Source organism: Methylorubrum populi, from assembly GCF_002355515.1.
Classification (GTDB): Bacteria; Pseudomonadota; Alphaproteobacteria; order Rhizobiales; family Beijerinckiaceae; genus Methylobacterium; species Methylobacterium populi_A.
In genome coordinates this window covers 4,937,178-4,949,006 of sequence record NZ_AP014809.1, presented here as the reverse complement: position 1 = coordinate 4,949,006, position 11,829 = coordinate 4,937,178, and the positions used below count along the sequence as shown (strand labels likewise).

12 protein-coding genes are annotated in these 11,829 nt (G+C 71.6%); 7 read left to right on the top strand and 5 right to left on the bottom strand.

Annotated features, from left to right (window positions below; translation table 11 throughout):
- Nucleotides 1-144 precede the first annotated feature (144 nt).
- On the top strand, nt 145-2,295 hold the full coding sequence (locus MPPM_RS22870) for a protein-disulfide reductase DsbD family protein (protein ID WP_096487018.1): 2,151 nt from the start codon (nt 145-147) through the stop codon (nt 2,293-2,295).
- A gap of 64 nt (nt 2,296-2,359) precedes the next feature.
- Here the strand turns inward: MPPM_RS22870 and wrbA are convergent, their stop codons facing one another.
- Nucleotides 2,360-2,959 (bottom strand): NAD(P)H:quinone oxidoreductase, encoded by a 600-nt coding sequence (gene wrbA, locus MPPM_RS22865; protein WP_096487017.1) that lies wholly within the window; start codon nt 2,957-2,959, stop codon nt 2,360-2,362.
- Between the two features lie 133 nt (nt 2,960-3,092).
- Here wrbA and MPPM_RS22860 point away from each other — a divergent pair, with 133 nt between their 5' ends.
- The 5 genes from MPPM_RS22860 (at nt 3,093) to MPPM_RS22840 (ending at nt 6,278) form a co-directional block, all read left to right on the top strand.
- Nucleotides 3,093-4,028, top strand: coding sequence for a LysR family transcriptional regulator (locus MPPM_RS22860; RefSeq protein WP_173807943.1), 936 nt, complete (start codon nt 3,093-3,095; stop codon nt 4,026-4,028).
- 174 nt (nt 4,029-4,202) lie between these two features.
- Nucleotides 4,203-4,907, top strand: a complete 705-nt coding sequence (locus MPPM_RS22855) for a DUF1013 domain-containing protein (protein ID WP_096487016.1) — start codon at nt 4,203-4,205, stop codon at nt 4,905-4,907.
- Nucleotides 4,908-5,047: 140 nt separating this feature from the next.
- On the top strand, nt 5,048-5,653 hold the full coding sequence (locus MPPM_RS22850; protein ID WP_096487015.1) for a hypothetical protein: 606 nt from the start codon (nt 5,048-5,050) through the stop codon (nt 5,651-5,653).
- 48 nt (nt 5,654-5,701) lie between these two features.
- On the top strand, nt 5,702-5,947 hold the full coding sequence (locus MPPM_RS22845; RefSeq protein ID WP_017483840.1) for a type II toxin-antitoxin system ParD family antitoxin: 246 nt from the start codon (nt 5,702-5,704) through the stop codon (nt 5,945-5,947).
- Between the two features lie 16 nt (nt 5,948-5,963).
- Nucleotides 5,964-6,278 (top strand): type II toxin-antitoxin system RelE/ParE family toxin, encoded by a 315-nt coding sequence (locus MPPM_RS22840; protein WP_096487014.1) that lies wholly within the window; start codon nt 5,964-5,966, stop codon nt 6,276-6,278.
- A 9-nt stretch (nt 6,279-6,287) separates the two neighbouring features.
- Here MPPM_RS22840 and MPPM_RS22835 read toward each other — a convergent pair whose 3' ends face one another.
- A complete protein-coding gene (locus MPPM_RS22835; protein WP_096487013.1) occupies nt 6,288-7,766 on the bottom strand; it encodes an MFS transporter in 1,479 nt (492 codons plus the stop codon).
- Nucleotides 7,767-7,952: 186 nt separating this feature from the next.
- On the opposite strand from MPPM_RS22835, the gene MPPM_RS22830 reads away from it, so the two are divergent.
- Entirely contained in the window at nt 7,953-8,204 is a 252-nt protein-coding gene (locus MPPM_RS22830) for a hypothetical protein (RefSeq protein WP_244573385.1), read from the top strand.
- Here MPPM_RS22830 and MPPM_RS22825 read toward each other — a convergent pair.
- Genes MPPM_RS22825 through MPPM_RS22815 form a run of 3 tightly spaced genes read right to left on the bottom strand, consistent with a single transcriptional unit; the run spans nt 8,165 to nt 11,798 of the window.
- Complete coding sequence (locus MPPM_RS22825) at nt 8,165-9,283, bottom strand: ABC transporter permease (RefSeq protein WP_096487011.1); 1,119 nt, start codon at nt 9,281-9,283, stop codon at nt 8,165-8,167. The genes MPPM_RS22830 and MPPM_RS22825 overlap by 40 nt on opposite strands.
- A complete protein-coding gene (locus tag MPPM_RS22820; RefSeq protein WP_096487010.1) occupies nt 9,280-10,203 on the bottom strand; it encodes an ABC transporter permease in 924 nt (307 codons plus the stop codon). The genes MPPM_RS22825 and MPPM_RS22820 overlap by 4 nt, the downstream gene beginning before the upstream one ends.
- Nucleotides 10,200-11,798 carry a peptide ABC transporter substrate-binding protein gene (locus MPPM_RS22815; protein ID WP_096487009.1) on the bottom strand — a complete coding sequence of 533 codons (1,599 nt, stop codon included), beginning with the start codon at nt 11,796-11,798 and terminating at the stop codon, nt 10,200-10,202. The genes MPPM_RS22820 and MPPM_RS22815 overlap by 4 nt, the downstream gene beginning before the upstream one ends.
- Between the last annotated feature and the right edge of the window lie 31 nt (nt 11,799-11,829).

Genomic DNA, 11,829 nt, shown 5'->3' with positions numbered 1-11,829 from the left:
GGGGAAGGTCTGCTATACCGCTCGGCTCGTGACAGCCGGCCCGCCCCGGCCCGACCGGCTTCTCCGCCCTGCGCGGTCTCGGGCTTGCCCTGGGACCGCACCATCCGCGGGGGGAGAGGCGCCGGGCTGCTCGGAAACAGATCGATGCTCCGCCTTCTCCTCGCCCTCCTCCTGACGCTTGCCGCCCCCGGCCTCGCCGGGGCGCAGGGCGCGATGACGGCGGCCAAGGCCCGGGATCTCGTGCGCGCCAGCCTCGTCGCCGAGAGCGATGCGCTGGTGCCCGGCCGTACGGTGACGCTCGGCCTGCACATGGCGATGAAGCCGGGCTGGCACGTCTACTGGCGCAATCCCGGCGATTCCGGCCTGCCGCCGGAGATGGCGTGGCGCCTGCCGGAGGGCTTCACGGTCGGCCCGGTGCAGTGGCCGGTCCCGGAGCGCATCCCGGTCCAGACCCTGATGAATTTCGGCTACGAGGGCGCCGTCACCCTGCTGGTGCCGCTCACAGTGCCGGAGAGCGCCAAGGAGAACGCCAAGGCCGGCGACACGGTGCGGCTCGCCGGCACGCTCTCCTACCTCGTCTGCGAGGAGATCTGCATTCCGGGCTCGGCGGAGCTGAGCCTCGACCTGCCGGTGGCGGGCACCGCCGAGCCGGCCTCGGGCCAGGCCGCCCTGTTCGCCCGCGCGCGGGCCGCCCTGCCCGAGGCCGCGCCCGGTCCCCATCGCACCACCCGCGAGGGCGACCGGCTGGTGCTGCATCTCGACCGGCCGGGCCTCGCGGGCGTGAGCAGCGCGGCGTTCTTCCCCTACGCGGAAGGCGCGCTCGACAACGCCGCCCCGCAGGATCTCGCCGTCGATGCCGCCGGCCTGCGCCTCGCCCTCACGCCGGGCGATGCGGGACAGGCCCCCGAGGCGCTTGCCGGCGTGCTCGCCCTCACCGAGGACGGGGCGCGCCGGGCCTACGCGCTGGGACCGGAGCCCGCACCCGCACCGACGGCGGCCGCGGCCGTGCCCGCCGCGCCCGAGACGCCGCCCGCCACGGCGGCAGAGGAGACGCTAACCCTGTGGAGCGCCGCCGGTCTGGCGCTGCTGGGCGGCCTCCTCCTCAACCTGATGCCCTGCGTCTTCCCGGTCCTCTCGATCAAGGTGCTGAGCCTCGTGCGGCAGGCGGGCGAATCCGCGACCCGCGTGCGGCTGCACGGGCTCGCCTACACCGCGGGCGTGCTCGCGAGCTTCCTCGGGCTCGCCGGGCTGCTGATCGCGCTGAAGGCCGGCGGCGCCGGGATCGGCTGGGGCTTCCAGCTCCAGTCGCCGGTGGTGGTGGCGCTGCTGGCCTACGGGCTGTTCGCCATGGGCCTCAGTCTGTCGGGCGTGGTGCATCTCGGCGGGGGAATCGCCGGGCTCGGCGACGGCCTGACCCGGCGGGCGGGCTATCAGGGCTCGTTCTTCACCGGCGTGCTGGCGACGCTCGTCGCCACGCCCTGTACCGCGCCGTTCATGGGCGCGGCGGTGGGCTTCGCCCTGACGCAATCGCCGCTGACCGCGCTCACCGTCTTCGCGAGCCTCGGCCTCGGGCTCGCCCTGCCGTTCCTGGGCCTCACCCTGTTTCCGCAGGCGCTGCGCCTGCTGCCGCGGCCCGGCGCCTGGATGGACGTGCTGAAGGGTGCGCTCGCCTTCCCCGTCTACGCCACCGTGGCGTGGCTGGTCTGGGTGCTGGCGCAGCAGGTCGGGCCGGACGGGCTGCTCGCGGGGCTGACCGGTCTCGTGCTGGTGGCGCTGGCCGCCTGGGCCTGGGAGCGCGCCCGCCACGCGGGACGGCTCGGCACGGGGCTCAGCCGGGCGGCGGCCCTCGTCGCCCTCGCCGCCTCCCTCGGCCTCGTCGCCGTCCTCGACGGCGACCGCGCCACCGCGCGCGCCGCCCTGGCCCAGGGCGAAGAGGCGTTCACGCAGGCCCGCCTCGACAGGCTGCGGGCGGAGGGGCGCACGGTGTTCGTGGACATGACCGCGGCGTGGTGCATCACCTGCCAGGTCAACGAGCGGACCGTCATCGCCCGCGACGCGGTGCAGGCGGCGTTCCGGGCAGGCCAGGTGGCCTATCTGAAGGGCGACTGGACCAACCAGAACCCGGAGATCACTCGCCTCCTCGAGCGCCACGGCCGCAGCGGCGTGCCGCTCTACCTCGTCTATCGCGGAATGGGCGAGGCGCAGGTGCTGCCGCAGATCCTGACGGAAGGCATCGTGCTGGCGGCCATCGGGCAGAAGGACGTCGCGGCGGCCCAGCAGGGCACGCTCCAGTAGGGCTCGATCCGGTTCAGCGCATTCCCTCTCCCCGCCCAGCGGGGAGAGGGGGGAAAAATTCGCCTCAGCCCGCGAGCTTGGCCGCGATCCCGGCCACGTGGCGGCCCTGGTAGCGGGCGCCGTCGAGTTCGACCTGGGAGGGCTGGCGCGAGCCGTCGCCGTCGGCGATCGTGGTGGCGCCGTAGGGGGAGTTGCCCTTCACCTGCTCGACGCCGTTCTGACCACTGAAGCTGTAGGGCAGGCCCACCACCACCATGCCGTGGTGGAACATCACGGTGTGGAAGCTCGTCAGCGTGGTCTCCTGGCCGCCGTGCTGCGAGGCGGTCGAGGTGAAGGCCGAGCCGACCTTGCCGACGAGCGCGCCCTTGGCCCAGAGCCCGCCGGTCTGGTCGATGAACTGCTTCATCTGCGAGGCCATGTTGCCGTAGCGGGTCGGCGTGCCGAAGATGATCGCGTCGTAATCGGCCAGCTCCTCGACGGTGGCGACCGGCGCCTCCTGGTCGAGCTTGTAGTGGAACTGCCGGGCGACCTCTTCCGGCACCAGCTCCGGCACGCGCTTGACCGCGACCTCGGCCCCGGCCTCGCGGGCGCCCTCGGCCACCGCCTTGGCCATCTGCTCCACATGGCCCCAGGACGAGTAGTAGAGCACCAGAACCTTCGCCATCGTCGTCTCTCCTGTTCGCGGGCCCGGCGCATCGTCCGAAAGCGGGTTCCGCTTCCGATCGGAGAACGATGCGCTCGCGCTGGCCCGAGCGTCGAATGCGCGGCGAGTATGGCGGTTCGCCCTCTTTGCAGAAATGCCCCGTCGTGCAAGACCATCCTTGCAAGTCTGCAAGGAGGAGGGCGGAGTGCCGGTGGCCTGGGACGAGTTCCGCCTCGTGCGGGCCATCGCCGAGCGGGGGGCGCTGGCACCGGCCGCGGCGCATCTCGGCATCAATCCCTCCACCGCCTTCCGCCGCCTCGCCGCGGTCGAGGCCGAACTCGGCGCGCGCCTGTTCGAGCGCCACCGCTCCGGCTACGTGGCGACGCCGGCGGGCGAGGCGATGGCCGCCGCCGCCGCCCGGATGGAGGAGGAGGTGGCCCGCTTCGACCGGGAGGTCGCCGACCGGGCGCAGACCCCCTCGGGGCTGCTGCGCGTCACCGCCGCCGCGACCCTGGTGACCGACCTCCTGATGCCGATGCTCGGCCGCTTCCGGGCGCGCTACCGACAGGTCCAGCTCGAACTCGTCACCTCCGAGGAGGCGCTGAACCTGTCCCGCCGCGACGCCGACGTGGCCTTGCGCGCCACCCGCGACCCGCCGTCCAACCTCGTCGGGCGCCGGCTCGCCACCATCGCCTGGGCGGTCTACGGCCCGGCGCAAGGGAGGGCGGACGGCGCCGAGGCCGACTGGGTCAGCCCGAGCGAGGCGGTGGCCGGCGGCCTGTTCGCCCGCTTCGTCGCTGCCCGTGCCGGGCCGGAACGGGTGGCCCTGCGCCTCAACACCGTGCAGGGCCTGTGCGAGGCGATCTGCGAGGGCGTCGGCATCGGCCCGCTGCCCTGCTATCGCGGCGACCGGCTCGCCTCCCTGCGCCGCCTCTCGGGGCCGGAGCCGGAGCTGGCCGGCACGCTCTGGCTCCTGACCCATCCGGACCTGCGCCACGCGGCACGGGTGCGCGCCTTCATGGACCATGTCGCCGCCGAAGTCGGGCCGCTGCGCCCCGCCCTGGAGGGGCGCAGCGTGGAAGGATGCTGACGGTCAATGCAATTGCGCATCGGCCGGTCCCGCCTGTATAAGAGGCGATCCCCTCATTCATCGCGACATGGGATCCTTCGGACCTGACCGGGCCGGAGGCCGCGGGAGAGCCTTTCCGGGTTCCCGCGCCTTTCCCCGCCGCGAACCACGAAAAACTGCCTGGAGCTTTGTCCGATGTCCCAAGGTCCGCTGATGCCCAAGGCGACCGCCGTGTGGCTCGTCGAGAACACCTCGCTCGCCTTCGAGCAGATCGCCGACTTCTGCAAGCTGCACCCGCTCGAGGTGAAGGGCATCGCCGACGGCGAGGTCGCCGCCGGCATCAAGGGCCTCGACCCGATCACCACCGGCCAGCTCACCCGCGACGAGATCGAGAAGGCGCAGAAATCGCCGCACTACCGGCTCAAGGTCGCGGTCTCGAAGGTGAAGCTGCCCGAGGTCAAGCGCACCACCAAGGGCCCGCGCTACACGCCCCTGTCGCGCCGCCAGGACCGACCGAACGCGATCCTCTGGCTGATCCGCAACCATCCCGAGTTGAAGGACGCGCAGATCATCCGCCTCGTCGGCACCACCAAGGCGACGATCCAGCAGATCCGCGAGCGCACCCACTGGAATTCCGCCTCGCTCCAGCCGATGGACCCGGTCACGCTCGGCCTGTGCTCGCAGATCGACCTCGACTTCGAGGTCCAGCGCGCCGCCAAGGACCGCCCCGCCGTGCTGCCGACCGACGGCGGCGCCAAGCTCCTGCCGACCGAGATCTCGACCGCCCCGGCCGCCGAGGAGCGGGAGGAGGAGCGCGACGAGGAGGATCTCAACGCCGACGCGGTCTTCGCCAAGCTCAAGGGTATGAGCCGCATCGACGAGGACGACGACGAGGATTGATTGGGCCGAGGCCGGGCCGAGAACCGCCGCTCGCGGGCGACGGCCGGCTGAAGGAAAGAAACTGCTCGCCCACCCACGCCAAATGAGAAATAATGCCAGCCGGCCGCTCCCGCGGAGCGGCGGCAGCGCGAGGACGTGGCATGATCCACGGTGGCGTGACCGAGAGCGGCTCTCCCCCGGGCGGCTCGAATCCCGGCGGCCTGGCAGAGGGCGGCATGACCGGTCCCGCCCTGTCCGATGACGCCACGGCTGCGCTCGATCGGCCGGTGGGCACCGATCATCCCGGCGAGCCGGTGACGCTCGCCGAGTCCCTGATGCGCGAAGCGGGCTGGGGCCCGGAGAATTTCGGCACCGAGGGCCCGAACCCGCCCTACCTGCGCATCGGCGGCAAGCTGCGGGTGACGCTCACGGAGTTCGAGCCCTGCTTCGCCTCGTTCCGCCGCGACCGCGGCCCGTTCCGCTCCAAGGTCGCGATCGTCGATCACCTTGCCAAGTACGACGCGATCATGGTCGATCCCCTGGCCTTCGAGGAATGCTTCGGCCCCGGTGAGGGAGCCGAGACGGTGTTCCCGTTCGGCGCGTGGCTGGAGATCCGCCGCGTCGGCTTCGGCGGCCTCGACCTGTGGGGCAAGCGCCAGGGCGCCGTGACGCTCCCGCTCGACGCCCTGGCGGTGGCCTCGGCGATCTGGCTGCGGCGGAAGGATCGATCCGGAGAGCCGTCGACGGCCTCAACCATGAGCGGCTGATCCAATCCGCGCGTTTTCTGCTATCCTCGACAGGCTGAGGAGAGCGGTATGAACGTTTCCGTGGGTGATCGCTGGGAAGGATTCATCGAGCAGGTCGTGCGCGAGGGGCGTTATGCGTCCGCGGGTGACGTCGTGCGCGAGGGGCTGCGGCTGGTCGAGGAACGGGAAGCGCGCCTCGGCGCTCTTCGGGAAACGCTTGCTGCGTCCCTTGCAGCGGGAGGAGAGGTCAGCGAGAGCGAGATCGATGCCGCGCTCGCGGCTCGGAGCGCGCAGCTCGAAGCCGAGGGCTTCTGATCTCGACTGTCCGAGCGTGAGACGACCCGTCTTCCTGGCCGCCGCCAGAGCCGACCTCCTGCAGATTCTCGAGGATGTGACCCGCGCCAGCGGAAGCCTTGCGACGGGGCAGAGCTTCGTTCGCCAATTGCGGGCGCAGTGCCACCGCCTCGCAGGTCTTCCCGGCACCTTGGGCCGAGCCCGGCCGGACCTGCAGCCCGACATTCGCAGCAGCCCGTACCGGGGTTACATCATCTTCTTCCGCTATCTCGGCGATCGGTTCGAGATCGTGAACATCCTTCATTCCCGGCGGGACATCGACGATGTTTTCGCGGCCGACGAGACGCCGTAGCGTCATGGCTCACGCCGAGGCCAGCGGCTTCGACACGTCCTCCAGCGACTTGCCCTCGGCCGCCGTGCCCCAGACCGCGCCGACCACGGCCGCCACCGCCATCAGCGCCGCGCCGATGAGGTAGCCGACCAGCACGAGGTCGCGCGAGCCGGTCTCGACCAGGGTGCCGAACAGGAGCGGGCCGGAGACGCCGCCGATGCCGGTGCCGATGGCGTAGAAGGCGGCGATCGCCAGCGCCCGGATCTCGAGCGGGAAGGTCTCGGCCACGGTGAGGTAGGCGGAGCTCGCGGCCGCCGAGGCGAAGAAGAACACGCCCATCCACGCCGCGGTCTGGCCCACGGGGCCGAGCAGGTCGGCGCGGAAGACGAGGCCGACGACGGCGAGCAGCACTGCCGAGATGCCGTAGGTGGCTCCGATCATCGGGCGCCGGCCCACCGTGTCGAACAGGCGGCCCAGGAGCAGCGGGCCGAGGAAGGAGCCGAGTGCGAAGGGCAGCAGGTACCAGCCGACATCGCCGCCGGGCACGTCGTAGAAGCGCTCCAGCACCAGGGCGTAGGTGAAGAACAGGGCGTTGTAGAAGAAGGCCTGGGCGATCATCAGTGCCAGCCCGACCATGGTCTGGCGGCGGCTGGTGACGAACATCGCCTGCGCCACTTCCGCGAGCGGCGTATGGCTGCGGACCTTGAGCTTGAGGCGCCGCTTCTCGTCCGGCGGGGGCAGGGTGATGCCCTCGTCGGTGAAGCGCTTCTCGATGCCCGTCACCACCCGGTCGGCCTCCGCGGCGTAGCCGTGGGTGACGAGCCAGCGCGGGCTCTCGGGGATCCAGGTGCGCAGGAGCAGGATCACGAGGCCGATGCCGCCGCCGACGAAGAAGGCGATGCGCCAGCCCCAGGCCGGGTCGATCCATTCCGGGCGCAGCAGCGCGATCGAGAGGAAGGAGCCCAAAGCCGCGCCGATCCAGAACGAGCCGTTGATGACGAGATCGGTCCAGCCGCGCACGCGGGCCGGGATCAGCTCCTGGATGGTCGAGTTGATCGCGGTGTACTCGCCGCCGATGCCCGCCCCCGTGAGGAAGCGGAACAGGCAGAAGCTCCAGATATTCCACGACAGGCCCGTGGCCGCGGTGGCCACGAGGTAGAGGGCCAGCGTGATGAAGAACAGCTTCTTGCGCCCGATCCGGTCGGTGAGCCAGCCGAAGCCGACCGCCCCCGTCACCGCGCCGACGAGGTAGGAACTCGCGGCAAGGCCGACGTCGAACTCGGTGAAGGACATCGGCGCCTTGCGCAGGGCCCCGACCAGGGCGCCGGCCAGCGTCACTTCGAGCCCGTCGAGCACCCAGGTGATGCCGAGCGCGACGATGACGAGGGTGTGGAAGCGGCCGAAGGGCAGGCGGTCGAGCCGGGCGGAGATGTCGGTGTCGATGACGGTGCCGGCCGCCACGCGCTCGGGGGCAGCCGCCCCGGCCTGACCTTCCGCTCGGCTCGTCATTGCCCCTCCGTTTACCCTGACTCGGTAAAATTGTTCGCAAAACCGGCCCGGTGAGAGCAGGCGGCGGCGTTCGGAAACGCTTCAGGTTGCGGAATGGCCCCATTCGCCGGGCCACCCGCCATGACTTTTTTCGCGCATCTTTCCGTCAGAACCCTGCTTCCCCCGATCGCCGCCGGACTGGCTTCCATGGGCGCCGTGCTCGCACTCTCGACGCTGGCGAGTGCCGGCGGCGCCGAGCGCTGGGCGCTGCGGCCCAAAGCACCGACCGCGCCGATCGCGCCTCCCGGTTCAGCAATCGCCGAAGCCGGCCCGGCCGTGCCCGCCCTGCGCGGGTCGCGGGCGATCCCGGTCTCGGACCTGCCCGGCGAGCGGCGCACGGTGCGCATCGTCTATCAGGGCTACCTGCCGGCCGAGTCCCGCGGACCTGAGTCCCGCTGATATCGCGGATCGAGCGCCTCGCCGAGGCCGTCGCCGAGCCGGTTCAAGGCCATCAGGGTGACGACGAGGAAACCTGCCGGTGCCGCGAGCATCCAGGGCGCGGATTCGAGCGCCCGCGACCCTTCCGCGATCAGCACGCCCCAGGAGGTTGCCGGCTCCTGCACGCCGAGGCCGAGGAAGGACAGGAAGCTCTCCAGCAGGATCACCCGCGGCACCAGCAGGGTCGCCGCCGCGATGATCGGCCCGAGCGTGTTGGGCACGATGTGGCGGGCGATGACCGACTCCGTCGAGAGCCCCAGGGCATAGGCGGCACGGACGAAGTCGCGGCTTTTCAGGGAGAGCGTCTGGGTGCGGACGATGCGGGCCATGTCGAGCCACTCGACCGCCGCCACCGCCACCAGCACCAGCCACAGCCCGGCGCGGAAGAACACCAGCAGCATGATGACGAAGAACACGAAGGGCAGGGCGTAGAGGATGTCGAGGAGGCGCATCATCAGCGCATCGACCGCGCCCCCGGCCATGCCGGAGACCGCGCCGTAGGCGACGCCGATGAGGAGCGCGGCGAGCGCCGCGGTGAGCCCGATCAGCAGGGAGACCCGCCCCGCCGCGAGGCAGCGGGTGAGAAGGTCGCGCCCCAGCGCATCGGTGCCGAGGAGGAAATACAGCCTTCGGACCGGCGCCTCGGCCACGAGCCGGCGGCCATCCGCCGACCGCTCCAGCACGGTCGCCGCGCCGAACAGGCCGGAGCGGGACAGCAGGCGCAGGGCGCGCGCGTCGATGGGTTTTGGCGCCGTCAGGGTCAGGCGAACCCGGTCGCCCTCCTGCGCCACATCCTCCAGCGAGACCCGCATCCGGAAGGCGAGGCGTTGAAGCGCCGGGCGCAGCGCGTCGGGCTGCGGATGGGCGGCGAGGCTCGGGGGGATCCGCACGAAATCCGGATAGATCCGCTCCGGCGGGTGGCCGGTGAGGAACGGGCCGATCAGGCAGGCCAGCACGATCAGCACGAGGCTCGCCAGGGCCGCGAGCGCCGGCCGGTCGCGGGCGAGGCGGCGGGCGAGGTGAGCCAGCGCCGCGCTCATGCCGAGAGCCTCAGGCGCGGATCGAGGGCGGCGGCGATCAGGTCGGCGATCAGGTTGAAGACGATCACCAGCACGGCCACCAGCACCACCGTGCCCATCACCAGGGTGTAGTCGCGGTTGAGCGCCCCCTCGACGAAGTAGCGCCCGATCCCGGGCAGGCCGAAGATGGTCTCGACCACCACGGAGCCGGTCATCAGCGCCGCCGCCAGCGGCCCCAACGTCGCGACGACGGGGAGCAGCGCCCCGCGCAGCGCGTGCCGGGCGATACGGGCCCGCGACAGCCCCATGGCGCGCTGGGTTCGGATATGCGGCTGGATCAGCACCTCAGCCAGCGAGGCGCGGGTGAGGCGGGCGATGCCCGCCGCATGGGGCAGGGCGAGCGTGAGGACCGGCAGGACGAGGTTTCTCGGATTCCCGTCGGCCCAGCCGCCGACGGGGAGCCAGGCGAGCCCGAGGCCGAACACGATCTGGAACAGGGGCGCGGTGACGAAGTTCGGCACCGCGAGCCCGAGGGAGGCGGCGAGCCCCACCAGCCGGTCGGCGGTTCCGCCGCGGTCGAACGCGGCGAGGCTCCCGACCGCCAAGCCGAGGGCCAGCGCGAGCGCGAGCGCGAGGCTGCCGAGCGTCAGCGAGACCGGCAGGCCGCGGGCGAACAGGTCGGTGACGGTGAGGTCGCGAAACGTGAAGGAGGGGCCGAGATCGCCCCGCAGCAGGCTCAGGAGGTAGCGCCCGAACTGCACGATCAGCGGCTGATCGAGGCCGTAGACCCGGCGCAGGTTCTCCATCGCCGCCGGCGGCAGCGGCCGCTCCAGATCGAACGGGCCGCCCGGCGCCAGCCGGATCAGGAAGAAGCTGCCCGCCACCACGAGGAACAGGGTCGGCAGGCTCTGGGCGATCCGGCGCAGGATGAGGGCGATCACGGATCGAGCCAGAGATAGCGGGTGGGGGCGACGTTGCGGATGTTCGGGTGCATCCCGTGCAGCCGCGGCGAGACCAGCGCCTTCGACCGGTAATGCAGCAGCGGCAGCCAGGGCAGCTCGTCGAGCACAATGGTTTCCGCGTCGAACAGCATCCGCGCGCGGGCCTGCACGTCGCGCTCCTGCGCCGCCCGCGTCAGCAGCCCGTCGAAGGCCGGGTTCGACCAGCGCCCAGCATTGAACCCGTCATTGCCGGTGCGCAGCAGAAACAGAAAATTCTGCGGATCGGAATAGTCGGCGACCCAGGACATCCGGGCGAGGTCGAAGGGGCCGCCGTCGCGCAGATAGGCGAAGTGGGTCTTGGCGTCGGTGGAGACGAAGCGGGTCTCGACGCCGATGCCGCGCCAGGCATCGGCCAGCGCGATCGCCGTGTTGCGATTGTTGTCGGTGACGTTGAAGCGGTACTCGATTCTCAGGGGATTGCCCGGCCCGTAGCCGGCCTGCGCCAGCAGCCGCAAAGCCTCCTCCTCGCGGTCGATCGGCCCGTCCTCGCGCCCCGGCAGGAGCGGGGGCGGCAAAGCGTTGTCGAGGCCCGGCGGGCAGAAGGAATAGGCCGGGGCCATGGTCTGCCCCCACACGATCTCGGCCAGGAATTCCCGGTCGATGGCGAGCGAGAGGGCGCGGCGGACCCGGACATCGTCGAAGGGTTTTTTTCGCAGGTTGAAGGCGATGGCGAGCAGGCCGAGCCCCGGCCCGAGCTGCACCTGGGTGCCGAAGCGCTGTTTCAGCGAGGCGATCTGGTCGGCGGGCAGGTCGGACAGCGAATCGATCTCACCGCCCGCGTAGCGCCGCACCGCCGCGGCGAGGTCGGGGGTCGGGATGACGTCGACCCGCTCGATCGGGATCGCGGCGGCGTCGCGGTAATGCGGGTTCTTCGTCAGGGTGATGCGGTCGTTCGGCACCCAATCGACCAGGGCGTAGGGGCCGTTCGAGACGAGGTTGCCGGGCCGCGCGAAGGCGTCGCCCCAGCGCTCCAGCGAGGGGCGGTGGACCGGCAGCGAGGTCTGGTGGGTGAGGAGTTCGAGGAGGTAGGGCACCGGCTCGGACAGCCCGATCTCCAGCGTCCGGGCATCGGGAGCCGCCACCGCCAGGGTCTCCGGCGGCTGCTCGCCCGCATTGACGGCCGCCGCCCCGCGGATCGGGAACAGCACCTCGGCGTATTTCGCCGCCGTCTTCGGATCGAGGATGCGGCGCAGCGAGAACAGGAAGTCGTCGGCGCTCACCGCATCGCCGTTCGACCAGCGCCCGTCGGGGCGGAGATGGAAGCGGTAGGTGAGGCGGTCGTCGGAGACGGTCCAGCCCTCGGCCATGCCGGGGATGATGGTGCCGCGGTTGTCGTAGGTCAGCAGTCCCTCGAACAGGTCGCGCAGGATGTGCGCCTCGGCCACCGTCGAGGTCTTGTGCGGATCGAGCGTTTCCGGATCGGCGTCGTTGCCGCGGCGATAGACGGGGGCGGCCGCCCGCGCGGGCGCGGGGAGGGCGAGCCCGGCGGCGAGCGCCGCGCCGCTGCGAAGGACGGTGCGGCGGGGGAGGGTCATGGAACGGACCGCCTGCGGGGTGCCGCTTCAT

Bases quoted from the DNA above. Each gene is read 5' to 3' on its own strand.
- MPPM_RS22870 (WP_096487018.1), top strand. From the start codon at position 145: ATGCTCCGCCTTCTCCTCGCCCTCCTCCTGACGCTTGCCGCCCCCGGC.
- wrbA (WP_096487017.1), bottom strand. From the start codon at position 2,959: ATGGCGAAGGTTCTGGTGCTCTACTACTCGTCCTGGGGCCATGTGGAG.
- MPPM_RS22860 (WP_173807943.1), top strand. From the start codon at position 3,093: ATGCCCCGTCGTGCAAGACCATCCTTGCAAGTCTGCAAGGAGGAGGGC.
- MPPM_RS22855 (WP_096487016.1), top strand. From the start codon at position 4,203: ATGTCCCAAGGTCCGCTGATGCCCAAGGCGACCGCCGTGTGGCTCGTC.
- MPPM_RS22850 (WP_096487015.1), top strand. From the start codon at position 5,048: ATGATCCACGGTGGCGTGACCGAGAGCGGCTCTCCCCCGGGCGGCTCG.
- MPPM_RS22845 (WP_017483840.1), top strand. From the start codon at position 5,702: ATGAACGTTTCCGTGGGTGATCGCTGGGAAGGATTCATCGAGCAGGTC.
- MPPM_RS22835 (WP_096487013.1), bottom strand. From the start codon at position 7,766: ATGACGAGCCGAGCGGAAGGTCAGGCCGGGGCGGCTGCCCCCGAGCGC.
- MPPM_RS22830 (WP_244573385.1), top strand. From the start codon at position 7,953: ATGGGCGCCGTGCTCGCACTCTCGACGCTGGCGAGTGCCGGCGGCGCC.
- MPPM_RS22825 (WP_096487011.1), bottom strand. From the start codon at position 9,283: ATGAGCGCGGCGCTGGCTCACCTCGCCCGCCGCCTCGCCCGCGACCGG.
- MPPM_RS22815 (WP_096487009.1), bottom strand. From the start codon at position 11,798: ATGACCCTCCCCCGCCGCACCGTCCTTCGCAGCGGCGCGGCGCTCGCC.